The sequence below is a fragment of the Sphingopyxis granuli genome (assembly GCF_001559015.1).
GTDB lineage: Bacteria > Pseudomonadota > Alphaproteobacteria > Sphingomonadales > Sphingomonadaceae > Sphingopyxis > Sphingopyxis granuli.
Genome location: NZ_CP012199.1, coordinates 2,854,803 through 2,877,088 on the forward strand (window position 1 = coordinate 2,854,803; position 22,286 = coordinate 2,877,088).

Below are 22,286 nucleotides of genomic sequence, written 5' to 3' on the forward strand. Positions count from 1 at the left end.
CCGCATGCATGGCTGCGTCCGACCCTTGCCCTGCGGACGCGGGATATCGTGCGTTCGCGTCTGTCCGTCGCCCTTGCCCCCTGCAAGGTGCTCGAAATGACTGTCAGCGTCGCCACTTTAGGCTTTCCCCGCATCGGCCTTCGCCGCGAACTCAAGGTCGCGCTCGAATCCTACTGGTCGGGCAAATCGACCCTCGCCGACCTGCACGCCGCGGCGGCCGGCCTGCGCGTCGCCCATTGGGCGCGGCAGAAGGCGCTGGGGGCCGACATCCTGCCGTCGAACGATTTTTCGCTCTATGACCATGTGCTCGATACCTCGGCGCTGATCGGCGCCGTCCCCGCGCGCTACGACTGGGACGGCGAGACGGTCGATACCGATCTCTATTTCGCGATGGCGCGCGGCGCACAGGGCGATCCGGCGCACGCCGGGTGCGGCCACGCCGCCGATACGACGGCGCAGGAGATGACCAAATGGTTCGACACCAACTATCATTTCCTCGTCCCCGAACTCACCGCCGGCCAGACCTTCCGCATCGCCTCGACCAAGATTTTCGACGAATATGACGAAGCGAAGGCGCTGGGGTATCAGACGCGCCCGGTGCTGCTCGGCCCGGTCAGCTACCTGATGCTCGCCAAGGGCAAGGCGGTCGAACCGCTCGCCCTGCTTCCCGCGCTGCTCGACACCTATGCCGAGATCCTCGCGCGGCTGGCGAAACAGGGCGCCGACTGGGTGCAGATCGACGAGCCCTGCCTCGTCCTCGATCTCGACGACGCGCAGCGCGCCGCGTTCGAGCGCGCCTATGCGCGGCTGGCGACGGCGGGGCCGCGCCTGATGCTCACCCCCTATTTCGGCGGTCTCGGCGACAATCTCGATCTCGCCGCCGAACTGCCCGTCCACGGTCTCCACCTCGACCTCGTCCGCGCGCCCGAACAGCTCGGCCCGGCACTCGACAAGGTGCGGCCGCACGTCCTGCTGTCGCTCGGCGTCGTCGACGGCCGCAACATCTGGCGCGCCAACCTTTCCGACCTTTACTGGCGGCTCAAGGAGCTGGCGGCGACGCGCGACCTGATCCTCGCGCCGTCCTGTTCGCTGCTCCACGTTCCGGTCGATCTGGCGCTCGAAACCGCGCTCGATCCCGAAATCGCGCAATGGCTGGCTTTCGCGGCGCAAAAGATCGAGGAACTCGCCGCGCTCACCAAGGCGCTGAACGAAGGCGAGGATGCCGCCTTCGCCGCCTTTTCGGCGTCGCGGATGGCCGCGGTCGCCCGCGCGACCTCGCCCCGCATCCACGATCCCGCCGTCGCCGCCCGCCTTGCCGCGCTCGACACGGACGCCGCGCGCCGGGCCGCGCCCTTCGCCGCGCGCCGCGAGGCGCAGCGCCGGCGCCTTCCGCTTCCCCGCTATCCGACCACGACGATCGGCTCCTTCCCCCAGACGGCGGAGGTCCGCAAGGCGCGCGCCGCGCATATCCGGGGCGAAATCGACGATGCGGCCTATGACCGCTATCTGAAGGTCGAAACCCGCGCCGCGATCAAGTGGCAGGAGGAGATCGGCCTCGACGTCCTCGTCCACGGCGAGTTCGAGCGCAACGACATGGTGCAATATTTCGGCGAACGGCTTGCCGGATTCGCCTTCACCCGCAGCGGCTGGGTGCAGAGCTATGGCTCGCGCTGCGTGCGGCCGCCGATCCTCTATGGCGACGTGTCGCGTCCGCGGCCGATGACGGTCGACTGGTGGCGCTATGCCCAGGATCAGACCGACCGGCCGGTGAAGGGCATGCTCACCGGGCCGGTGACGATCCTCAACTGGTCGTTCGTCCGCGACGACCAGCCGCGCGAAGCGAGCTGCCGCCAGATTGCGCTGGCGATCCGCGACGAGGTGCTGGACCTTGAGGCCGCGGGCGCCGCGATCGTCCAGATCGACGAGGCGGCGCTGCGCGAGGGGCTGCCGCTGCGCCGCGGCGAATGGCCGCATTATCTGGGCTGGGCGGTCGAATGCTTTCGCATCGCGGCCTCTGGCGTGCGCGACGACACGCAGATCCACACCCACATGTGCTATTCGGAATTCAACGACATCCTTCCCGCGATCGGCGCGATGGACGCCGACGTCATCTCGATCGAAACCGCGCGGTCGCAGATGGAACTGCTCGGGGCCTTCGCAAGCTATGCCTATCCGAACGAGATCGGTCCCGGCGTCTATGACATCCATTCGCCGCGCATTCCGGCCGAGCGCGAGATGACCGACCTGCTGACCCTCGCCGGACGGCACCTGCCGTCCGATCGTATCTGGGTGAATCCCGATTGCGGGCTCAAGACGCGCAAGTGGGACGAGGTGCGACCGGCCCTCGTCTCGATGGTCGCCGCGGCGCAGCGGATGCGGATTCGGGAGGCCTATGATGCCTGACGAAACCATGCCCGCGGGCCAGCCCACGATCCGCGTCACCGCGATGCCCGCCAACGCCAATGTCTATGGCGATATCTTCGGCGGCTGGCTGATGGCGCAGATGGACCTGGCCGCGTCTTCGGTCGCGTCGCTCCACGCGCGCGGTCGGGCGGTCACGGTCTCGGTGGAGGGCATGGCCTTCCACCGCCCCGTGTTCGTCGGCGACGAGGTGTCGGTCTTCGGCCGGCTGGTGAAGGTCGGCCGGACCTCCATGCATGTCGAGGTCGAGGCCTGGGCGCGCGACCGCCATGCCGAGGACGGGCACAAGGTGACGCAGGCGGTCTTCATCTTCGTCGCGGTCGGCCCCGACCGGCGCCCGCGCGCGCTCGGCCGCCCGGCCGCCGGTCCCCCGCCGTCCTGACCGGCTCGCGCTTGCGGCGGGCGGCCGCGATCCCCCTTGCGCAGCCTTCCGTTTACGTTAAGGTCAGCCGAAACCTCTATTCGGAGAGCGACGCCCATGGCCCTTCCCGCGATTTTCGACCGCCTTCGCCTGCCCGTCATCGGTTCGCCGCTGTTCATCGTCTCGGGCCCCGACCTCGTCATCGCGCAGTGCAAGGCGGGGATCGTCGGCAGCTTCCCGGCGCTCAACGCGCGCCCGCAGACGCTGCTCGACGAATGGCTCCACCGCATCACCGAGGAACTGGCGGCATGGGATCGCGAGAATCCCGACCATCCCTCGGCGCCGTTCGCGGTCAACCAGATCGTCCATCGCTCGAACGACCGGCTCGAGGCCGATATCGCGACCTGCGAGAAGTGGAAGGTGCCGATCACCATCACCTCGCTCGGCGCGCGCGAGGAACTCAACCAGGCGGTCCATAACTGGGGCGGCATCACGCTTCACGACGTCATCGACGACCGCTTCGCGCGCAAGGCGGTCGAAAAGGGCGCCGACGGCCTGATCCCCGTTGCGGCCGGCGCGGGCGGCCACGCCGGCACCCAGTCGCCCTTCGCGCTGGTGCAGGAAATCCGCGAATGGTTCGACGGGCCGGTCGCGCTGTCGGGCGCGATCGCGCACGGCCGCTCGATCCTCGCCGCGCAGGCCTGCGGCGCCGATCTCGCCTATATCGGCAGCGCCTTCATCGCCTGCGCCGAGGCGAATGCGGACGCCGGATACAAGGCCGGGATCGTCGAGGGGCGCGCCGCCGACATCGTCTATTCGGACCTGTTCACCGGCGTCCACGGCAATTATCTGCGCGGCTCGATCGTCAACGCCGGGCTCGACCCCGATGCATTGCCGAAGGGCGACCTCAAGACGATGAACTTCGGTTCGGGCGGCAATACCAAGGTCAAGGCGTGGAAGGACATCTGGGGGTCCGGCCAGGGAATCGGGTCGGTGCGCGCGGTGCGTCCCGCCGCCGATTTCGTCGCCGAACTGACCGATCAATATCGCGAGGCGTGGCGCGAACTGCAGGGCAAGGTCATCGGCTGAGCGCGCCGCAGCCGCCGAACAGCCGCCCGATCGCGTCGTCCAGATAGGGGCGATCGGCGAAAATCCGCATCGGATCGCGCCGGTTGAGCCAGAAGCCGGCACCATGCCGGTCGGTCAGCGCGCGCCGCGCGGTATCCTGCAACAGTCGCAGCCGCATCACCGCGGTCCGCCGCGCCGCGATCGGGTCGCCGGGCGCCTGCGCGGCGAAATGGGCGCGGATACGCTCGACCCGCGCGACCATCACGTCGCTATAGCCGGGGTGCGGCCCGCGATGCAGCGCGTGGCCCGACGACAGTGCGCCGCCCTCGCTTGCCGGCAGCATCAGGCCGTTGAGGTCGAAGCGCTGGAGCAGGAAGCCCTCGGCGCGCAGGCAGTCGAACATCGCCGCCATCTGCGGGCGGCGGAGCAGCAGGACGGGCAGCAGGTGATGGCGCTGGAAACCGGGCCGCGGCGGCGGCGCCCCGCGCCATCGCCGCGAATCGCACCGCAACGCGGCCTCAGCCGCCGCGGTCGAAGGCGACGTCCACCACCGCATGCCCCCGATCGGCATCGAGGCGCGGCGACAGATCGACCCATTCGCCTTGTTGCAGCCCGCGCGCCCGCTGCGTTTCGAGGATCGGGCCGTTGACCATGATGTCGAGCGCGAGGCGCGCCAGCCGCCGCACCATGTCCGCCACCGTCCAGCCGGCCGGGATCGCGGCGGTGAGTTCCTGCCCGGCAAAGGCGGCGAGCCCGCGCGTCCCGACATGCGCACCGCCCGCCGTTTCGTGCCGGCGAAAGGCGACGAGGTGGAGGACGGGCGGCATGCCGCTCGTCAGCATCTCGGCAACCGCGGCGCGGAACTGCGGGGCGTCGGACCACAGCCGCGCGGGGGACCAGAAGATGTGGCTGGCATCGAACAGATCGATCAACAGCACCAGCGTCTTGAACAGTTCGCGCATGCGCGTGGCCTGACCGCCCCCGGCGGATGGGGTCGCGCCGCCGGCCGCGACGAACGCCCAGCATCGCCCCGCCCCGCGCCAGTCGGGCGGCAGCCCTGCCGCGAGCTGGCTCGTCGCCGGCGCATCGGGATCGGCAAGGTCGAGCGCCGCCGAGCCCGCCGGTCCGGCGACCAGGTCCGTCGCGCCGAGCCGCAGGTGGAATGTCGGCGAATCGGGGTCCGTCGCCAGCAGCCCGCCTTGCCCGTCCGCCGCGACGCCCTCCGGCCGCAGGCCCATGTGACGCAGCGCGCGCTCGACCTCGGCCGGCGACCGGCGTCCGAAACCCTGCGCGACGATCAGCGCAAAAGGGCCAGCCGAAACCAGCCCCCTCGTCCCTTCATTGCTGTTGTCGTCGCCATCCATCGCCGCGCCGGCCTTCGTCGATCGCACCGGGCATCGCAGGACGGGCGCCCTTGATCAAATGCTAATTGCGATCCTGTCGACAAGTTAATCCGCCGCCGCGCGGCAGGTGATCAAATCGCGACCTGGCTGCCCAGTTCGACGACGCGGTTGGTCGGCAGGCGGAAATATTCCATCGCGCTTTCCGAATTGCGCAGCATCCACGCGAACAGTTTCTCGCGCCAGATCGGCATGCCGGGCTTGCTCGCCGCGATCAGCGTCTGGCGCGACAGGAAGAAGCTGGTCTCGATCATCCGGAACTCGCCGCCGCAACTGGTGACGCGCTTCAGCGCCGCGGGCACGTCGACGGGCTGCATGAAGCCATAGTTCAGCACCAGCCGGTGGAAACCCTTGCCCAGATCCTCGAGCAGGCAGGAATTCTCCTCCTTCACGAAGGGGACATCGGCGATCTTGACCGTCAGCAGGATGATCCGTTCGTGCAGCACCTTGTTGTGCTTGAGGTTGTGGAGCAGCGCGTGCGGCACCCCGTCGGCGGTGGAGGTCATGAACACCGCGGTGCCAGGGACGCGCGTCGCGCTGTCGGCGGCCGACTTCACGAACACCGGGATCGGCATCGCGCCTTCGGCCATCCGCTGCTGCATCAGCTTACGCCCGCGCGACCAGGTGGTGAGCATGGTGAAGATGCTGAGGCCGATCGCCAGCGGCACCCAGCCGCCGTCGGGAACCTTGATCAGGTTGGCGGCGAAATAGGCGATGTCGACGACGAAGAACAGCACGAGCAGCGGCACCGCCTTCCACGCCGGCCACTTCCACAGCATGAACAGCACGACGCACATCAGACAGGTGTCGATGAACATCGCGCCGGTCACCGCGATGCCATAGGCCGCGGCGAGATTGCTCGACGATCCGAAGAAGAGGACGAGGATGATGACCATCGTCATCAGGAACCAGTTCACGACCGGGATATAGATCTGCCCCGCCGCAGAGGCGCTGGTATGTTCGACGCGCAGGCGCGGGATGAAACCGAGTTGGATCGCCTGCTGGGTCAGGGAGAAGGCGCCGGAGATCACCGCCTGGCTGGCGATGATCGTGGCCGCGATCGCCAGCATCACCACCGGAATGCGCCAGCCTTCGGGCATCATCAGGAAGAAGGGATCCTGGATCAGCCCGAGCCGCTGTCCCAGGTCGGCCTCGAGCACCATCGCGCCCTGCCCCATATAGTTGAGCATCAGCGCCGGCAGCACAAAGCAGAGCCACGACAGGCCGATCGGCGCGCGCCCAAAATGCCCCATGTCGGCATAGAGCGCCTCCGCCCCCGTCACCGCGAGGACGACCGCGCCGAGCGCGATGAAGGCGGTGAACCCGTCGTAATAGAAGAATTTCAGCGCGTTGATCGGGTTGATCGTGTGCAGGATGATCGACGGATGATCGACGATATGCGTCACGCCCAGCACTGCGAGCATCAGGAAATAGGCGAGCATGATCGGGCCGAACAGCGCCCCGACCTTTGCCGTCCCGCGCGATTGCAGCGCGAAGATGCCGATCAGGATCGCCAGCGCGATCGGCACGATATAAGGCTCGAACCCCTCGTTGACATAGCTCAGCCCCTCGGTCGCCGAGAGCACCGACATGGCGGGGGTGATCATGCTGTCGCCATAGAAGAGCGCGGTCGCGAACACCCCCAGCAGCACGATCGGCCAGGTCCAGCGCGCCTCGCCCGACGAGCGGCTGATCAGCGCCAGCAGCGCGAGGCTGCCGCCCTCGCCCTTGTTGTCGGCCTTCATGATCGTCAGCACATATTTGAAGGTGACGACCAGCATCATCGACCAGAAGACCAGGCTGAGCACGCCATAGATGTGCAGCCGGTCGGCGTCGATCGAATGATGCCCGGCGAAGGTTTCGCGAAACGCGTAGAGCGGGCTGGTGCCGATGTCGCCGAAAACGACGCCGATCGCGCCGACGGCCAGCTTAATCCGGCCGTCGCCGGCGTGCCCGTGCGGCGCGTGGCCGGCACCGGCGTCTCCGTCGACGGCCATGCCGGTCATCCCCGCCGCCTGTTGCGACTCAGCAGTCATGCCGCCGCCTTTAGACGAGCCCGTTGCGGTCGAATAGCATCGAAATCACGGCCCGTTCCCGGCTTCGGACGGCAGCTCCGGCCCCATCGCGCGGCGCAGCTGGTCCAGCCGCATTTCGAGGTCGGCGCGCCAGGGCGCATCGGCCGGCGAGCGGGCGAGAAGCCCGCTCCACACCGCCTCGGCCCCGCGCAGGTCGCCGCTCTGCGCCATCGCGAGCCCCGCGAAGAAGGGCGGCGCCGGGTGGGTCGGATCGCGCTTCGCCGCCTCGTCGAAGGCGAGCGCGGCGGCGGGCGACATCATCCCGCCGCCATGCGCGACCAGCGCGTTGCCCAGCCCGACCCACAGGTCGACATTGTCGGGATATTTCTGCAGCCCCTTCTCGAGCGTCTGCGCCGCCAGCGCGGTCTTGCCGGTGCGCGCGAAGCCGTCCGACATCGCGAGCCACTGCGCCGCGGGGCCGAAGCGGTCGGCCATCCCCTGCCGCCGGTCGGTGATCGCCTCGCCGAAGCCCTCGGGCTCCTCGGGCGCCGCCACCGGCTTGCCCGGCAGCGCCGGACTGCCCTGCAACGCATAGCCCGCGAGCCCCAGCATCACCGCCGCCGCCGCGAGCGGCCGCGCCGCGGCGGGCACCCGACCGAACCAGACGATTCCCCCGGCCGTCACCGCCGCGACGAGCAGGAGCCACAGCCAGATCACGCCTCGCCCCCCTCTTCATCCGCACCGCGACGGAAACGGCCGAAGGCTAGCCAGCCGCCGAGCGCGAGGAACAGCAGCGGCCCCAGCCACAGCAGCGCGGTCGCAGCATCGAAGGGCGGGTCGTAGCTGACCCAATTGCCGTAGCGCGCGATCAGCCAGGTGCGGATCGCGTCGGGGCTTTCGCCCGCGGCGATCTTGCTGCGCACTTCGTGCCGCATGTCGCCGGCCAGCGGCGCGTCGCTGTCGGCGATCGACTGGCCCTGGCAGACGAGGCAGCGCAGCGTTTCCATCAGCGCCTTCGCCTGCGCCTCCTGCGCGGGGTCGGCGAGTTGCTGATAGGCGTAGGGCGCGGGCGGCAGGCGGTCCTGCGCCATGGCGGGGAACGCGAAAAGCGCCGCCAGCAGCAACAGCAGACGCGCGCTCATTTCATCGCCTCCAGCCTGGCGACGATCTCGGGCACATTCTCGGCGAGGATCACGCCCTGAATCTGCTCACGGATGATGCCCTTGCCGTCGATCAGGAAGGTTTCGGGCACCCCCGACGATCCGAGCGCGATCTGGACGCTGCTCTGCATGTCGGCGCCGATGCGGTCGAACGGATTGCCATTCTCGCGCAGGAAGGCCGCGACATCCTCCGGCCGGTCGCGGATCGCGATGCCGTCGATCGGCACCCCGGCCGCCTTCAGCGCTTCGAGCTGGGGCGCCTCGGCGCGGCAGGGGATGCACCAGCTTGCGAAGATGTTGACCAGCCGCGGCCGGCCGTCGGCGAGCTGGCTGCTCTTCAGCCCCTCGACCCCCGCGGTCGCAGGCGGCAGGTCGAACAGCGGCATCGGCTTGTCGATCCACTGCGACCGGATCAGCGTGTCGTTGGGCGTCACCAGCCGATAGACGAAGGCGCCGAACAGCAGCCCCATGATCGCCAGCGGAACGAACAGCACCCAGCGCGACCTCATGCGAACCGCTCCTGTTTCCTGCGCGCGCGCCGGGCGCGCCATAGCGCGAGCAACTGCGCGCGGCCGAGCAGCGCCAGCGTCCCGCCGACGGCGATCAGCCCTCCGCCCAGCCATATCCACCACACCAGCGGTTTCCACCACAGCCGAAGCTGATAGCGGTCGGTGCGGCCGTCGGCATCGGTCACCGGTTGCCCCAGCACCGCATAAAGCTGCCCCCCCGGCCGCGTCAGCAACGCCGCCTCGTTCGTCTCGGTCGGCGGCGTGCCCATCAGCCCGGGGAAGGTCCGCGCCGCCGGGCGCAGCGTGAAGCTGTCGCCCGCAGACGTCGTGGCGACGAGCGTGCCCTCGATCGCGGTGTAATTCGGCCCGGCGACCGGCTGTACGCCGACGAATTTCACCGCGAAATCGCCGACCCTGACCGTCTCGCCCGGCGCCGCCGCGACGAGCCGTTCCTTGATGAAGGCGCTTTCGGCGGCCATTCCCGCCAGCGCGACCGCGACGCCGAAATGCGCGATCACCATTCCCCAGGTCGGCAATGGCGTGCGGCGCAGATTGCGGCCCCACAGCGGGGCGAGGCTCGCCACGCCGACGACCGCCGCGACCGTCATCCCGAGCAGCGGCAGCACGCCGACATGGCCGCCGAACAGGACGAGCCCGAACAGCACCGCCGCCCCGGCCAGCACCGCGGCGGGCAATCGCGACCACAGCTTCCGACCGTCGTCGCGGCGCCAGTTGAGCAGCGGCCCCGCCACCATGACGAGGCAGAGGATCAGCGCCAGCGGCCCGGCGACGCGATTGTAATAGGGCGGCCCGATCGAAATCTTCTCCCCCATCGCCTCTGCGACGATCGGGTAGAGCGTGCCGAGCAGCACCAGCGCGAGGATGGTGGTGAGCAGCAGATTGTTGATGACGAGCGAGCCTTCACGGCTGAGCAGCGCGAATTTCTTGCCTTCGGCGACCGCCCCAGCGCGAAAGGCGAAAAGCGTCAGCGCGCCGCCGATGTAGAGCGCCATCAGCACGAGCAGGAAGGTGCCGCGTTCGGGATCGACCGCGAAGCTGTGGACGCTGGTGAGCAGGCCGGAGCGCACGATGAAGGTGCCGACCATCGACATGGAGAAGGCGATCACCGCGAGCATCACCGTCCAGGCGCGCAGCGCGTTGCGCGTCGCGGTGACGCTGACCGAATGGAGCAGCGCCGCGCCCGCGAGCCACGGGATCAGCGACACATTCTCGACCGGGTCCCAGAACCACCAGCCGCCCCAGCCGAGTTCGTAATAGGCCCAATAGCTGCCCGCGGTGATCCCCAGCGTCAGGAAGATCCAGCTCCCCAGCACCCACGGCCGCATCGCGCGCGCGAAGGCGGGCCCGATCTCGCGCGTCACCAGCGCGCCGACCGCGAAGCTGAACGCGACCGACAGGCCGACATAGCCGATGTAAAGCGTCGGCGGGTGGAAGGCGAGGCCGGGGTCCTGGAGCAGCGGATTGAGCCCCTGCCCATCGGGCGGCGCGATCGGGAGCCGCTTGAACGGGTTCGACGAAAACAGCAGGAAGGCGAAGAAGCCGAGGCTGAGCGCCGCCTGCGCCGCGAGCGTCGCGATCAGCGTATCCTCGCGCAGCCGCTTCTCGAACAGCGCGACGAGCGCGCCCGACAGGCCGAGGATCGTCAGCCACAGCAACATCGACCCTTCGTGATTGCCCCACGCGCCCGCGACCTTGAACAGCATCGGTTTCAGGCTGTGGCTGTTGCGCGCGACCAGTTCGACCGACATGTCGGACCGCACGAACAGGGCGATCAGCACGCCGAAGGCCGCGGCGGTCAGCGCACCCTGCGCGACGCTGGCCGGGCGCACCAGCGCCGCGAGTTCGCCCTTGCCGCTGCGCAGATAGACGATCGCCGCGACCAGCGACAGGCAGGCCAGCGCCGCCGCGATCCACAACAGGGCCAGGCCGAGTTCGGCGATCATCGCGCAGGCCCGCCTATCCGAAGCTCGTCATTGCGAGGAGTGCAGCGACGAAGCAATCTTCCGCCATCGCCATGGCAGGCCGCATGCGGGAGATTGCTTCGCTTCGCTCGCAATGACGGGATTCGAGAGGCCCTCATGCCGTCGGCGCCGCTTTCCCGGTCTTGGGCGGGTGGCTCATTTGCGGCGGGACGTAGCGCTCGTCATGCTTGGCGAGGATGCGGTCGGCGACGAAGACGCCGTCGGCGCGCATCCGGCCGTCGGCGATCATCCCCGAATCCTCGGCGAACAGGTCGGGGACGATACCCTTATATTCGACCGGCACCGACGCTTCGCCATCGGTGGCGACGAAGCGGATCGTCAGCCCATCGGGCTGCCGCTGGAGGCTGCCCGACGCGACCATGCCGCCGAGCCGCATCGCCTCGCCTGTGGCGGCGGCGCCCGCCGCAACTTCCGTCGGCGTGCGGAAATAGGCCGCCTCGTCGCGCAGCGCGCTCGCGGCGAGCACCCCGGCCCCGGCGACGCCGACCAGCGCGACCAGCGCCAGGATCAATCGTTGATGCTTCGCTTTCATGCCCGATCCCTGCGTAGCGCGTCGCTGCGGCGTTCGGCCTTGCGCATCGCGCGCCAGCTATGTCCCAGCACCGCCGCGATCAGCAGAGCGGTCAGTGCATAGGCCGCGACGACATAGGCCCATTGGCCGCTTCCGCTGATGACACCGGTCACACCCCGCTCCCTTCGTCGTCGGCGAGCCGCCGCAGTCGTGCCGCGACGCGGTTGTCGGCGATGATCCGCCGCATCCGCATCAGCACGATCGCCCCGAACAGGAACGAAAATCCCAGCAAGGTCAAGCCCAGCGGCCACAGCAGCGCGCCGTCGATGCTCGATCCGCGCACCGTGATGCTCGGTCCCTGGTGCAGGCTGTTCCACCACACGACGCTGCGGTTGATGATCGGGATGTTGATCGCCCCGACCAGCGCATAGACGGCGGCGCCGCGCGACAGCGATCCGCCCTGCCGCTGCCCCCCATTCCCACCGGCATCGCCCATCGTCAGCGCGATGAAGCCCGCATAGAGAAAGAGGAGGACGAGCATCGAGGTCATCCGCCCGTCCCATTCCCACCAGGTTCCCCACGTCGGCTTGCCCCAGATCGATCCGGTCGCGAGGCAGAGCGCGGTGAACAGCATCCCCGGCACCGCTATGGCGCGCGCCGCGATCCCCGCGAGCGGGTGGCGCCAGACGAGCTGCACGAGCCCGCTGACCGCGAGCGCGGTCCACCCCCCCATGCCGAGCCATGCGGCGGGGACATGGACATAGAGAATCCGCGCGGTCTCGCCCTGCTTCGCCTCGCCGGGGACCACCGCCAGCCCGGCCCAGGCACCGGCAAGCAGCAATGCGGTGCCGAGCCCCAGCAGCCACGGCGTCAGCGGACGCGCGATCGCCAGAAAACGGGTCGGATTGGCATAGGCGTGCATGGCGCGCGAAGCCTTAGGCGAGCCGGCAACGCCGGTCCAGCCTGTAGGTGGCGGCCGCCGCCGATTTGCCCGGCCGGCGCGCCCGCTTTCGCTGCCGCGCCGGAGCCGTTCCGGTCCGGCCATGAAGATCGAGGCGCGGGCCATCTGTGTCAAATTTGCAACAATTTCGACAAAAGCACGGAAAATCAGCCGGATTCTTCAAACCATGGGTGGAAACCGCCCGCCTCCCTCCCAATCTGGCAGCGGATCGGGCCCGACGGACCCGCAACGACAGGGGAAAACCATGCGTACCACTCAGCTCTCCACCTTCGCCCTCGCCGCCGCGCTCGTCGCGGGCGGCTGGACCACGCCCGGCTTCGCGCAAGAGGGGGCCGACGAAGCCGCCGACAGCGCGACGATCATCGTCACCGGCACACGCCGCACCGACCGCACCATCGCCGACAGCACGGTGCCGATCGACGTCATTTCGAGCGATTCGCTCCAGAACAGCGGTTCGACCGAAACCAACCGGCTGCTGGGCCAGCTCGTCCCTTCGTTCAACTTCCCGCAGCCGTCGCTGACCGACGGCACCGATTCGCTGCGCCCGGCGACGCTGCGCGGCCTCGCGCCCGACCAGGTGCTCGTGCTGGTCAACGGCAAGCGCCGCCACCTGTCGTCGCTGCTCAACCTCAACGGCTCGGTCGGCCGCGGTTCGGCGGGTGTCGACATGAACACGATTCCGCCGCTCGCGATCGAGCGGATCGAGGTGCTGCGCGACGGCGCCGCCTCGCAATATGGCTCCGACGCGATCGCAGGCGTCATCAACGTCCAGCTCAAGAAGAGCGTCGGCGGCCGCGCGCAGATCAGCTACGGCAAATATATCACGACGATGGAGGATGTGGAGCAGGTCGCGAACGTGCTGCCGACCACCGGCGCGTCGGACAATCCGGCGATCAGCTTCACCGGCAAGGACCGCAAGCGCCGCGACGGCGAAACCTATACCATGGCGACCAACATCGGCCTGCCGGTCGGCGACAGCGGCTATCTGAACTTCACCGCCGAATATAAGGACCGCTCGCCGACGAACCGTTCGGGCGCCGACCTGCGCCGCAACTATGCGGCGGCCGGCGATCCGCGCGAAGTGACGATCGACCGTTACTGGCACCGTTTCGGCGACGGCGAATCGAAGGACATGAACTTCTTCTATAACGCCGGCATGGACGTGGGCGCCGATTGGGAGCTCTACAGCTTCGGCAGCTATGGCGTGCGCGACGGCAATGGCGCGGGCTTCTATCGCCGCGCGCTCGACCCGCGCAACGCCGACTGGGACAATGGCGGCGCGCCGATCTACGCCGACGGCTATCTGCCCTATATCACCAGCGAAATCCGCGACATCGCCTTCACCGGCGGGCTGCGCGGCATGGCGGGCGGCTGGAACCTCGACCTGTCGTTCGGCTATGGCTCGAACCGCCTCGACTATGGCGTGGAGAACACCGTCAACGTCTCGCTCGGCGGCAATCACAGCCCGCGCAAGTTCGACGCGGGCGGCATGCGCTATGGTCAGATGGCGGTGAACTTCGACGCCCAGCGCGACCTCGACCTCGGCTTCGGCGATACGTCGCTGGCGCTTGGCGCCGAGTGGCGCAACGAGAATTACAAGATCGTCGCGGGCGAACCGGCGAGCTATGCGGTCGGCCCCTATTTCTATACCAACGGCGCCGGTGTCGGGTCGCAGGTGTTCGGCGGCTTCATGCCCAGCTCGGCGGTCGACAAGTCGCGCGACAGCTTCGCGGGATATGTCGAACTCGACGCCGATCTCAGCGATATGTTCAACGTGCAGGCTGCCGGCCGCTACGAGCATTTCTCGGACTTCGGCGACACGGTGAACGGCAAGCTCGCCGCGCGCTTCGAGCCCGTCGACGGCCTCGCCCTGCGCGGATCGGTCTCGACCGGCTTCCGTGCCCCGGGCATGGCGCAGCAGTATTTCTCGACCACCTCGACGATCAGCCAGGGCGGAACGCTGGTCGAAGTCGGCACCTTCCCCGTCTCGTCGCCGATCGCGATCGCGCTCGGCGCGCAGCCGCTCAAGCCCGAAAAGTCGGTCAACTTCGGCGGCGGCCTGGTGTTCGACATGGTGCCGGGGCTGAACGTGACGGTCGATTACTACCGGATCAAGATCAAGGACCGCATCACCCTGACCGAGACGCTGTCGGGGGCGGACGTCCTGGCGCTTCTGCAGGCCGCCAATGTTCCGGGAACGTCGGCGCGCTTCTTCGTCAACGGCGTCGACACGCGCACGCAGGGTCTCGACATCGTCGGCAGCTATCGCGTTCCCGACTTCGGTCTCGGCACGCTGCGCCTGAACGTCGGATATAATCTGAACGACACCAAGATCACCGATCGCCGCGTCTTCAGCGCCTTCACCGCGCAGCGCCTGTTCGCGCGGCAGGAATCGCTCCGCCTGACCGACGGTCAGCCGAGCAACAAGTTCAACGCCGGACTGACGTGGGACATCGGCAAGTTCGGCATGACGCTGAACGCCAATCGCTACGGCAAGGTGTTCCTGCCCGACAGCGTGACGGCCGTGGCGGCCGACGGCAACCCCGTCACGCTCAACAATCCCGCGATCCGCGACGACATCCGCATCGCGGCGGGCGACGCGCCGGGCGACATCACGCTGTCGCCGAAGTGGGTGGTCGACCTGGAAGTCCGCTTCCGCCCGGTCCAGCCGGTGCAGATTGCGGTCGGCGCGAACAACCTGCTCGACGAATATCCCGACCGCCTGCCCTTCGGGCTGGTGAACGGGGTCGATTATGGCGCGAACAACAGCTTCCTGCCCTATTCGTCCTTCTCGCCGTTCGGGTTCAGCGGCCGCTTCGTCTATGGGCGCGTGTCGGTCGATTTCTGACCGCGCGGCCGGATGGAAAATCGGCGAGGCCGGGAGCTATGCTTCCGGCCTCGTCCATATCCAGCTCCCGGTGACGGCGGCGGCGATCACCGGTGCCATCACCCACGGCCATGGCGAAAAGATCGCCGCCAGCACGATGCTGAACGCGAAGGCCGCGGTCGCGGCGAGCTTGCCCCGGCGGCTGATCGCGCCCTTTTCGCGCCACGCGACGATATGATGGCCGAAGCGCGGGTGCGTGATCAGCCAGCTTTCGAGCCGCGGCGACGAGCGCGCGAAGCAGAAGGCGGCCAGAATGACGAAGGGCACCGTCGGCAGCAGCGGCAGGAAGGCGCCCAGCGCCCCGAGGCCCAACGAAGCCCAGCCGCTGACAAGAAAGAAATGCCGCTTCATCGCGCGCTGGCTTAGCGGAAATCATAGGCCGCGCCAGCCGGCAATCGTCGCCCAGCGAAAGCCGGGGTCGCTATCGGCATGGCGGAACGGTTGCAAGCGGCCCCGGCTTTCGCTGGGGCGACACTGGTCTATCCGCGTCCGATCAGCGCCTGCGCCATGCGGTCGGCGACGTCCGACGCAGGGGTGCCGCTGGCCCGGCTCTCGGCCCAGATATCCGCGAGCCGTCCCGGAATCTGCCCGATGCGGCGCTCGACTTCCTCATGGCTGCCCTGCCCCAGATATTCGAGCGCGACGTTGATGATGCCGCCGGCGTTGATCACATAGTCGGGCGCATAGACGATGCCGCGATCGTGCAGACGCTGGCCGTCGGCCTCGGTCGCCAGCTGGTTGTTCGCGGCGCCCGCGACGATCGACACCTTCAGTTTCCCGATGCTCTCCTCGGTCAGGATCGCGCCGAGCGCATTGGGGCTCAGCACGTCGGCCTCGACCTCCATGATCGCCGCCGAATCGGCAAGGTCGGCGCCCAGTTCCTCGGCAAGCGCCTTCGCGCGGGCGAGGTCGACGTCGGCCAGCGTCAGCACCGCGCCCTCGGCCGCCAGCCGCCGCGCGACCCCGGCGCCGACGCTGCCGACGCCCTGCACCGCGACGCGCACGCCGCTGGCGCTGTCGACGCCCAGCTTTTCGCGAATCGCCGCCCTGATGCCCAGATAGACGCCGAGCGCGGTCAGCGGACTCGGGTTGCCGCCCACCTTGTCGCCAGCCGCCGGAAGGCCGCTGACATGGCGGGTCGCGCGCGCGATCTCGACCATGTCGGCGACCGACATGCCGACATCCTCGGCCGTGACATAGGCGCCGCCGAGCGATTCGACCGCACGGCCGAAGGCCGCAAGCAGTTCGGGGCTCTTCGCCTGCCCTTCCTCGGCCAGGATCACGCCCTTGCCGCCGCCCAGCGGCAGGCCCGCCATCGCATTCTTGTAGCTCATGCCGCGCGACAGCCGCAGCGCATCGACGATGGCGTCGGCCTTGTCGGGATAACGCCAATATCGCACCCCGCCAGCACCGGGGCCGAGATGCGTCGAATGCACCGCAACGACCGCCGTCAGGCCGCTCGCCCGATCGCGGAACATATGGACATGTTCATGATCGTCGAAATCGGCAAAATCCCAGACGGCGGACATGGCAGAACCTCATATTCAAAAATTACGCATACGCGTAATAAAGAAACAGAGGTATAAAGTCACGCCGTTTTGCGTCCGAGCGGGACGCGGACGTCTCTCACATATCCGCCATCGCGTGTCGGGCCGCCACACGCCGGGCATGATCGCTGAACTTTTCACTGCCATCGGCCAGAGCCGAGATGCCGTTGGCCTTCCACGGCTTGCAAAGCTTGCAACCGGCCCGCTGGTTTCGGGATCTGCCGCGCTTGTGGTGCATGCGAAGTCTCCCCGGCGGCCGCCGGAGCACTCGTCCGCAGCCGTGAAAGCGGGTTCATTTGAACCTTAGGCCTCCGGTGCTTTTCGAGCTAAGTCCTTGAAAAGCTGGGGCGACCGATGGGACTTGAACCCACGACCCCCGGTACCACAAACCGGTGCTCTAACCAACTGAGCTACGATCGCCACATGCCGGGCGTAACGCCATCGACAGCGCGCGGCGATAGGCGGGGGACCGCTGTTCGTCAAGCATTGTTCGCGGGCACCGCGGCCGGTAAAAGCCGCGGCATGGCTGGAAACGAGCATGTCGACATGGCGACCTCCGGCGCCGACCGCACCGCCGAGCGGCTGGCCGCGGTGCCCGGCATCCGGCGCTCGCCGAGCCCGAAGCTTGCGCAGTTCATGCTGCCGCATTTCCTGGATGCCGAAACCTGCGCCGCGCTGGTCGAGCGGATCGATGCGGGGGCGCATCCCTCGACCATCGCCGACCCCAATGGCGACACGGCGTTTCGCACCAGTTCGACCTGCGACCTCAATCATCGCGACCCGCTGGTCGCCGCGGTCAACCGGCGACTCCACGATCTCACCGGCATTGCGCCCGAATATGGCGAGCCGCTGCAGGGCCAGCGCTACGACGTCGGCGAGGAATTCAAGGCGCACACCGACTATTTCGATCCGCACGGCGCCGATTGGGAAACCTTCTGCGCGGTGCCCGGCCAGCGAAGCTGGACGCTGATGATCTACCTCAACGAACCCGCGGCGGGCGGCGCGACGCGTTTCCTCGCTACCGGCAAGCTGCACCAGCCCGAAACCGGCAAGCTGCTCGCGTGGAACAATGTCCGCGCCGACAGCACCCCGAACCCCGACACGCTCCACCACGGGATGAAGGTGCGCAAGGGGCGCAAATATATCATCACCAAATGGTTCCGCGAACGGCCGTGGCCGTGGGCGGACGGGGAACTGGGCTGACCGCCGAACAGCAGGGCCCGCCCGATCCGGAACCGCTTGCCCGAACCGGCGTTGAAAGAGCGTTCGGCAATCGCCGAAAGCCTTTCGCCCGCGCCGCGTCGCGGGTGCCATGATGGGAGGGTGGAATGACCGCACGAGCAGCCGTCCGCAGCACGGCGAAACGCAAACCGGAACAGCAGGCCAAGAGCGAGGCGATCGCGAAAGCCCGGGCGGTCGCGCCCGACGTGGCGGCGCGCATCGGCAGCACGCCGCGGACGAAATTTCGCGGCGACGCCGACATATTCGGCCGCCTCGTCGAGGATCACGACCGCCACCGCGCGCTGCTGGCGATGATCGAGGAGACCGAGGGCAAATCGCCCGACCGCCAGCGGCTGTTCCGGGAACTGACCAAGGAACTCAAGGCGCATGCGGCGGCCGAGGAACAGGCGCTGTGGTCGAGCGTGCTGCGCGATCCCGAGACCACCGACTTCGCGCGCCACGCGATCGCCGAGCACAAGGAGATCGACGACATGCTCGCCGACCTCGCCGCCCGCGACATGGCGTCGTCCGGCTGGCTGCGGCGGTTCGCCGGGCTGAAGGACGAATATCTCCACCATATCCGCGAAGAGGAGCAGGAGCAGTTCGTCGCCGCCGAGGCGCATCTGAACGCCACCGACGTCCGCTATATGCGCCGCGTCTTCAATCGCCGGAAGCGCGAGGAAAAGGCCGCCGCCAAGATCGAGCCGAAGATCAAGCTCAAGGCCTGACGCATCGCGGTGGCGTCGCGCAGGATTTTCCGGCTACGCCCCTCCCCTCGTATATCCGCGTGCAAGTGCGGGTCTGCTCCCGCGGCGAAAGCCGGGGTCCACGCAGGGCAGCGCTACCCTTTCTGGACCCCGGCTTTCGCCGGGGAACGGGCCCTGCCGGAAAAGGGACACCCTCCCCCGAAGGGGAGGGTTCGCTTCGCGCCGCCTTACCGCACCAGCCGATACTGGAAGTTCAGCGTCAGCGTGTTGCCGACCTGTCCCGGCTCGACCGGCGCCGCCGCCTTGGCCTCCTGCACCACCATGCCGCGCGCATAGGGCATCGGCGGCTGCGGGCCCGAAAAGCCGCCTTCGCTGATCGACACCAGTTCGGCGCCGCGATAACCCGCGAGCCGCGCATAGTCGGCCGCCTTCGCCTCGGCCGCCTTGATCGCCGCGCCGCGCGCGCCGACCAGCATCGCGTCGGGGTCCTTCATCGCGAACCACGGCCCGTCGATATTCGTGCCACCCGCCGTGACGAGCGTGTCGAGCAGTTCGCCGATCCGGTCGATCTGCCCCGTCGTCGCGCGCACGCTGTTCGTGACCTGATAGCCCAGGAAACGCGGCGGCTGGCCGTCGGTGCGATTGCTGTAGTCATATTGCGGCGACAGGTTGATGCCGCTCGTCTGAATGTCCTCAGCCTTGATCCCGGCCTTCTTCGCCGCCGCGATCAGCTTGTCCATCGCCGCCGCATTCGTGCGCATCGCCTCGACCGCGGTCGGCGCGGTCGTCTGGACACCGGCGCCGATCGTCGCCTGGTCGGGACGCGCCCGCACCTCTTCGTTGACGCTGAAGGAAAGAATCGGTCCCTGCGCCGTCGCTGTCGTCACCGTCGAACCTCCTGCCCCTTGCTGCGCAATCGCGGGCGCCGCAGCCGCCAGCATCCATCCGGCAGCCATAGCGGTGAGCATCTGCTTCGTCATTTCATTCTCCTGTTCACCGGAGATCCGGTTCCTGATGATCGTCCCCCCGTAACGCCGACGGAGCGAACCCGTTCCGGCCTTTGACCGCGCGGCGCTTGCATGAGGCTGAACGGACCGGTAGCGAGCCGTTCATCATGGCGGCACCAATCTTATCTTATGAAGGCCTGGGCCTGGTGCAGGGCACCGGCTGGCTGTTCCAGGATCTCGACATCTATATCGGCGCGCGCGACCGGCTGGCGCTGATCGGCCGCAACGGCGCCGGCAAGACGACGCTGCTCAAGCTGCTCGCCGGCCACATCGAACCCGACAAGGGCAAGCGCACCATCGTCCCCGGCACCCACGTCGTGCTGCTGGAGCAGGAACCCGACTTCACGGGCCATGCGACGCTGATGGACTATGCGACCGGCGGCGACCACGCGCCCGAGGCGCATGAAGTCGCGGCGATCGCCGACCAGCTCGGCATCGATATGGACCGCGCCGCCGCCAGCGCTTCGGGCGGCGAGCGCCGCCGCGCCGCCATCGCCCGCGCGCTTGCGCAGAACCCGGACGTGCTGCTGCTCGACGAGCCGACGAACCATCTCGACCTTGCGGCGATCGACTGGCTCGAATCCTGGCTGTCGCGCTTCACCGGCGCCTTCGTCGCGATCAGCCACGACCGTACCTTCCTGACCCGTCTGACGCGCCAGACGCTGTGGCTCGACCGCGGCAGCATCCGCCGCAAGGAAATCGGCTTCGGCGGTTTCGACGAATGGACCGAGGCGGTGTTTGCCGAGGAAGCCCGCGCCGCGCAAAAGCTGGATTCCAAGCTTCGGCTGGAGGCGCATTGGCTGGAGCGCGGAGTCACCGCGCGGCGCAAGCGCAACCAGGGTCGACTGGAAAAGCTCAAGGAAATGCGTGCGACGCGCGCCGCGATGATCGGCGGCCCCGGCGTCGCCAAGCTGGGCCTCGCCAACGACGACGTGCGGTCCAAGTCGGTGATCGTCGCGGAGAATATCTCCAAGACGTTCGGCGACCGCACGATCATCAGGGATTTCACCTTCCGCGTCCAGCGCGGCGACCGCATCGGCATCGTCGGCGCGAACGGCGCGGGCAAGTCGACCCTGCTCAAGCTGCTGACCGGCGAGATCGCGCCCGACGAAGGCACGGTAACGCTTGCGCCCACGCTCGACGGCATCGTCATCGACCAGCAGCGCAGCCTGCTTTCGCCCGACAAGAGCGTGCGCGACATCCTCGCCGACGGCGGCGACTGGGTCGACGTGCGCGGGGTGCGCAAGCATGTGCAGGGCTATCTGAAGGATTTCCTTTTCGATCCCTCGGTCGCCGAAGCGAGCGTCGGCGCGCTGTCGGGCGGCGAGCGATCGCGTCTGCTGCTCGCGCGCGAATTCGCCCGCGAATCGAACCTGCTCGTCCTCGACGAGCCGACCAACGACCTCGACCTCGAAACGCTCGACCTGTTGCAGGAGGTGATCGCCGATTATCAGGGGACGGTGCTGCTCGTCAGCCACGACCGCGATTTCCTCGACCGCACGGTGACGGTGACGCTGGGCCTCGACGGGTCGGGCAAGGTTGACATCGTCGCGGGCGGCTATGCCGACTGGGAGGCGAAGCGCAGCAAGCCGACGGCGGCGAAGGCCCGCGCCGCGACGGCCGACGCGGCTCCGCCGCCACCGCCGCAGGCGCGCAAGAAGTTGAGTTACAAAGACCAGCGCGACTACGACCTCCTGCCGGCCCGCATCGAGGAGATCGAAGCGGAAATGGCAAGAATCGAGACCGAACTGTCTGACGGCAGCCTGTTCACGCGCGAAAATGCACGCTTCACCGCGCTGACGACGAAACTCGACATGTTGCGCGACGAAAAGGCGGCGGCGGAGGATCGCTGGCTGACGCTCGCCGAGGAAGTCGAGGCACTGGGATAACGTCGACTTGGGGGTTGTAAGCGGCCATCCCCTTCTTTCATCATCCCGGACTTGATCCGGGATGACGGTCAGAGAGATTCGCTTGCAGCCCCCCGTCCGAAATCACCCTATCCCGTAAAACCGCGCCAGCCGGTCGAGCGCCAGCCCCAGCACCAGCTTCCCCGACCGCGCTGGCCAGCCGAGCGCCTTTTCCGCGCCGCCGATCCCCTCGCCCGCGCAGATCACGCGCCAGCAGATGTCGGCGAGCCCCGGCCCGACATGGTCGATCGCCGCGTGAAAGCGCCGGTGCGCGTCGATCCGGGCGAGCGAGGCGTCCGATGCGCGCGCGCCGCCGCGGCTCTTCGCGGGCGGCGCCGCATCCCAGCGCATCGTCACCCGCGCCGCCAGCCCCGCGCGCTCATAATCGGCGCGCAGCCGTTCGCCCGCGGCCAGTTGCGGCGCGGTCAGCAACCCGCGCGCGGCGAGCCAGGCGATCGGGCTTTCGGCGACATTGACCGTGACATGCCGCATCACCTGCGGCCCCGTCTTGCCGGGGTCGATCCGGTCGTCGGGATGGAGGCGGGTTTCGAGGCGGCGTGCGGTCATCGGCTTCTCCTTTGGGGTGTCCGGAAAGATTCGC

Annotated in this window: 22 protein-coding genes and 1 tRNA gene; 7 read left to right on the forward strand and 16 right to left on the reverse strand. The window is 68.2% G+C overall.

Going from position 1 to position 22,286, the window contains the following annotated elements; translation table 11 throughout:
- The first annotated feature begins 96 nt into the window (after positions 1–96).
- The 3 genes from metE (at position 97) to SGRAN_RS13305 (ending at position 3,871) form a co-directional block, all read left to right on the forward strand.
- A complete protein-coding gene (metE, locus tag SGRAN_RS13295) occupies positions 97–2,403 on the forward strand; it encodes a 5-methyltetrahydropteroyltriglutamate--homocysteine S-methyltransferase (protein WP_067184375.1) in 2,307 nt (768 codons plus the stop codon).
- The gene (locus SGRAN_RS13300; RefSeq protein WP_067187081.1) at positions 2,396–2,803 is read left to right on the forward strand and encodes an acyl-CoA thioesterase; all 408 of its coding nucleotides are present in this window, start codon (positions 2,396–2,398) and stop codon (positions 2,801–2,803) included. The genes metE and SGRAN_RS13300 overlap by 8 nt, the downstream gene beginning before the upstream one ends.
- Positions 2,804–2,899: 96 nt before the next feature.
- Positions 2,900–3,871, forward strand: coding sequence for an NAD(P)H-dependent flavin oxidoreductase (locus SGRAN_RS13305; RefSeq protein ID WP_067184376.1), 972 nt, complete (start codon positions 2,900–2,902; stop codon positions 3,869–3,871).
- On the opposite strand, the gene SGRAN_RS13310 is transcribed toward SGRAN_RS13305, so the two are convergent.
- From SGRAN_RS13310 to ccmC, 10 genes are all read right to left on the reverse strand, one after another.
- The gene (locus SGRAN_RS13310; RefSeq protein ID WP_172709652.1) at positions 3,861–4,406 is read right to left on the reverse strand and encodes an AHH domain-containing protein; all 546 of its coding nucleotides are present in this window, start codon (positions 4,404–4,406) and stop codon (positions 3,861–3,863) included. The two genes, SGRAN_RS13305 and SGRAN_RS13310, sit on opposite strands and share 11 nt — an antisense overlap.
- The gene (locus SGRAN_RS22610; RefSeq protein ID WP_172709653.1) at positions 4,369–5,241 is read right to left on the reverse strand and encodes a hypothetical protein; all 873 of its coding nucleotides are present in this window, start codon (positions 5,239–5,241) and stop codon (positions 4,369–4,371) included. The genes SGRAN_RS13310 and SGRAN_RS22610 overlap by 38 nt, the downstream gene beginning before the upstream one ends.
- 83 nt (positions 5,242–5,324) lie before the next feature.
- Complete coding sequence (locus SGRAN_RS13320) at positions 5,325–7,256, reverse strand: potassium transporter Kup (RefSeq protein ID WP_067184384.1); 1,932 nt, start codon at positions 7,254–7,256, stop codon at positions 5,325–5,327.
- A gap of 75 nt (positions 7,257–7,331) precedes the next feature.
- Entirely contained in the window at positions 7,332–7,982 is a 651-nt protein-coding gene (locus SGRAN_RS13325) for a tetratricopeptide repeat protein (RefSeq protein WP_067184386.1), read from the reverse strand.
- Positions 7,979–8,407, reverse strand: coding sequence for a cytochrome c-type biogenesis protein (locus SGRAN_RS13330; protein ID WP_067184388.1), 429 nt, complete (start codon positions 8,405–8,407; stop codon positions 7,979–7,981). The genes SGRAN_RS13325 and SGRAN_RS13330 overlap by 4 nt, the downstream gene beginning before the upstream one ends.
- Positions 8,404–8,934 carry a DsbE family thiol:disulfide interchange protein gene (locus SGRAN_RS13335; RefSeq protein WP_067184391.1) on the reverse strand — a complete coding sequence of 177 codons (531 nt, stop codon included), beginning with the start codon at positions 8,932–8,934 and terminating at the stop codon, positions 8,404–8,406. The genes SGRAN_RS13330 and SGRAN_RS13335 overlap by 4 nt, the downstream gene beginning before the upstream one ends.
- On the reverse strand, positions 8,931–10,898 hold the full coding sequence (locus tag SGRAN_RS13340) for a heme lyase CcmF/NrfE family subunit (protein ID WP_067184393.1): 1,968 nt from the start codon (positions 10,896–10,898) through the stop codon (positions 8,931–8,933). The genes SGRAN_RS13335 and SGRAN_RS13340 overlap by 4 nt, the downstream gene beginning before the upstream one ends.
- A gap of 133 nt (positions 10,899–11,031) precedes the next feature.
- Complete coding sequence (ccmE, locus tag SGRAN_RS13345; protein WP_067184397.1) at positions 11,032–11,469, reverse strand: cytochrome c maturation protein CcmE; 438 nt, start codon at positions 11,467–11,469, stop codon at positions 11,032–11,034.
- Positions 11,466–11,621, reverse strand: coding sequence for a heme exporter protein CcmD (ccmD, locus tag SGRAN_RS21760; protein WP_082737258.1), 156 nt, complete (start codon positions 11,619–11,621; stop codon positions 11,466–11,468). The genes ccmE and ccmD overlap by 4 nt, the downstream gene beginning before the upstream one ends.
- Positions 11,618–12,370: a heme ABC transporter permease CcmC gene (gene ccmC / locus SGRAN_RS13350; RefSeq protein ID WP_067184400.1), complete on the reverse strand. Its 753-nt coding sequence runs from the start codon at positions 12,368–12,370 to the stop codon at positions 11,618–11,620. Before ccmC ends, ccmD begins: the two co-directional genes overlap by 4 nt.
- Before the next feature lie 283 nt (positions 12,371–12,653).
- On the opposite strand from ccmC, the gene SGRAN_RS13355 reads away from it, so the two are divergent.
- The gene (locus tag SGRAN_RS13355; RefSeq protein WP_067110071.1) at positions 12,654–15,257 is read left to right on the forward strand and encodes a TonB-dependent receptor plug domain-containing protein; all 2,604 of its coding nucleotides are present in this window, start codon (positions 12,654–12,656) and stop codon (positions 15,255–15,257) included.
- A gap of 36 nt (positions 15,258–15,293) precedes the next feature.
- Here the strand turns inward: SGRAN_RS13355 and SGRAN_RS13360 are convergent, their stop codons facing one another.
- The 4 genes from SGRAN_RS13360 to SGRAN_RS13370 form a co-directional block, all read right to left on the reverse strand.
- Entirely contained in the window at positions 15,294–15,647 is a 354-nt protein-coding gene (locus tag SGRAN_RS13360) for a YbaN family protein (protein WP_067110067.1), read from the reverse strand.
- 128 nt (positions 15,648–15,775) lie between these two features.
- Positions 15,776–16,825 (reverse strand): Glu/Leu/Phe/Val family dehydrogenase, encoded by a 1,050-nt coding sequence (locus tag SGRAN_RS13365; RefSeq protein ID WP_067184403.1) that lies wholly within the window; start codon positions 16,823–16,825, stop codon positions 15,776–15,778.
- 97 nt (positions 16,826–16,922) lie between these two features.
- A complete protein-coding gene (locus tag SGRAN_RS22615) occupies positions 16,923–17,081 on the reverse strand; it encodes a hypothetical protein (protein WP_172709654.1) in 159 nt (52 codons plus the stop codon).
- 105 nt (positions 17,082–17,186) lie between these two features.
- Positions 17,187–17,263, reverse strand: a tRNA-His gene (locus SGRAN_RS13370).
- Between the two features lie 102 nt (positions 17,264–17,365).
- On the opposite strand from SGRAN_RS13370, the gene SGRAN_RS13375 reads away from it, so the two are divergent.
- The gene (locus SGRAN_RS13375; RefSeq protein WP_237233508.1) at positions 17,366–18,046 is read left to right on the forward strand and encodes a prolyl hydroxylase family protein; all 681 of its coding nucleotides are present in this window, start codon (positions 17,366–17,368) and stop codon (positions 18,044–18,046) included.
- Positions 18,047–18,171: 125 nt separating this feature from the next.
- Positions 18,172–18,792: a hemerythrin domain-containing protein gene (locus SGRAN_RS13380; protein ID WP_082737259.1), complete on the forward strand. Its 621-nt coding sequence runs from the start codon at positions 18,172–18,174 to the stop codon at positions 18,790–18,792.
- A 206-nt stretch (positions 18,793–18,998) separates the two neighbouring features.
- Here the strand turns inward: SGRAN_RS13380 and SGRAN_RS13385 are convergent, their stop codons facing one another.
- A complete protein-coding gene (locus tag SGRAN_RS13385; protein WP_237233509.1) occupies positions 18,999–19,751 on the reverse strand; it encodes an SIMPL domain-containing protein in 753 nt (250 codons plus the stop codon).
- Positions 19,752–19,885: 134 nt separating this feature from the next.
- Here SGRAN_RS13385 and SGRAN_RS13390 point away from each other — a divergent pair, with 134 nt between their 5' ends.
- On the forward strand, positions 19,886–21,667 hold the full coding sequence (locus SGRAN_RS13390) for an ABC-F family ATP-binding cassette domain-containing protein (protein ID WP_067184406.1): 1,782 nt from the start codon (positions 19,886–19,888) through the stop codon (positions 21,665–21,667).
- Between the two features lie 102 nt (positions 21,668–21,769).
- Here SGRAN_RS13390 and SGRAN_RS13395 read toward each other — a convergent pair whose 3' ends face one another.
- Positions 21,770–22,252 carry a DUF6456 domain-containing protein gene (locus SGRAN_RS13395; protein ID WP_311879805.1) on the reverse strand — a complete coding sequence of 161 codons (483 nt, stop codon included), beginning with the start codon at positions 22,250–22,252 and terminating at the stop codon, positions 21,770–21,772.
- Between the last annotated feature and the right edge of the window lie 34 nt (positions 22,253–22,286).

Excerpts from the sequence above, each read along its gene's own strand:
- metE (WP_067184375.1), top strand. The coding sequence starts at position 97 with ATGACTGTCAGCGTCGCCACTTTAGGCTTTCCCCGCATCGGCCTTCGC.
- SGRAN_RS13300 (WP_067187081.1), top strand. The coding sequence starts at position 2,396 with ATGCCTGACGAAACCATGCCCGCGGGCCAGCCCACGATCCGCGTCACC.
- SGRAN_RS13305 (WP_067184376.1), top strand. The coding sequence starts at position 2,900 with ATGGCCCTTCCCGCGATTTTCGACCGCCTTCGCCTGCCCGTCATCGGT.
- SGRAN_RS13310 (WP_172709652.1), bottom strand. The coding sequence starts at position 4,406 with ATGCGGTGGTGGACGTCGCCTTCGACCGCGGCGGCTGAGGCCGCGTTG.
- SGRAN_RS13320 (WP_067184384.1), bottom strand. The coding sequence starts at position 7,256 with ATGACCGGCATGGCCGTCGACGGAGACGCCGGTGCCGGCCACGCGCCG.
- SGRAN_RS13330 (WP_067184388.1), bottom strand. The coding sequence starts at position 8,407 with ATGAGCGCGCGTCTGCTGTTGCTGCTGGCGGCGCTTTTCGCGTTCCCC.
- SGRAN_RS13335 (WP_067184391.1), bottom strand. The coding sequence starts at position 8,934 with ATGAGGTCGCGCTGGGTGCTGTTCGTTCCGCTGGCGATCATGGGGCTG.
- SGRAN_RS13340 (WP_067184393.1), bottom strand. The coding sequence starts at position 10,898 with ATGATCGCCGAACTCGGCCTGGCCCTGTTGTGGATCGCGGCGGCGCTG.
- ccmE (WP_067184397.1), bottom strand. The coding sequence starts at position 11,469 with ATGAAAGCGAAGCATCAACGATTGATCCTGGCGCTGGTCGCGCTGGTC.
- ccmC (WP_067184400.1), bottom strand. The coding sequence starts at position 12,370 with ATGCACGCCTATGCCAATCCGACCCGTTTTCTGGCGATCGCGCGTCCG.
- SGRAN_RS13355 (WP_067110071.1), top strand. The coding sequence starts at position 12,654 with ATGCGTACCACTCAGCTCTCCACCTTCGCCCTCGCCGCCGCGCTCGTC.
- SGRAN_RS13360 (WP_067110067.1), bottom strand. The coding sequence starts at position 15,647 with ATGAAGCGGCATTTCTTTCTTGTCAGCGGCTGGGCTTCGTTGGGCCTC.
- SGRAN_RS13365 (WP_067184403.1), bottom strand. The coding sequence starts at position 16,825 with ATGTCCGCCGTCTGGGATTTTGCCGATTTCGACGATCATGAACATGTC.
- SGRAN_RS22615 (WP_172709654.1), bottom strand. The coding sequence starts at position 17,081 with ATGCACCACAAGCGCGGCAGATCCCGAAACCAGCGGGCCGGTTGCAAG.
- SGRAN_RS13375 (WP_237233508.1), top strand. The coding sequence starts at position 17,366 with ATGGCTGGAAACGAGCATGTCGACATGGCGACCTCCGGCGCCGACCGC.
- SGRAN_RS13380 (WP_082737259.1), top strand. The coding sequence starts at position 18,172 with ATGACCGCACGAGCAGCCGTCCGCAGCACGGCGAAACGCAAACCGGAA.
- SGRAN_RS13385 (WP_237233509.1), bottom strand. The coding sequence starts at position 19,751 with ATGACGAAGCAGATGCTCACCGCTATGGCTGCCGGATGGATGCTGGCG.
- SGRAN_RS13390 (WP_067184406.1), top strand. The coding sequence starts at position 19,886 with ATGGCGGCACCAATCTTATCTTATGAAGGCCTGGGCCTGGTGCAGGGC.
- SGRAN_RS13395 (WP_311879805.1), bottom strand. The coding sequence starts at position 22,252 with ATGACCGCACGCCGCCTCGAAACCCGCCTCCATCCCGACGACCGGATC.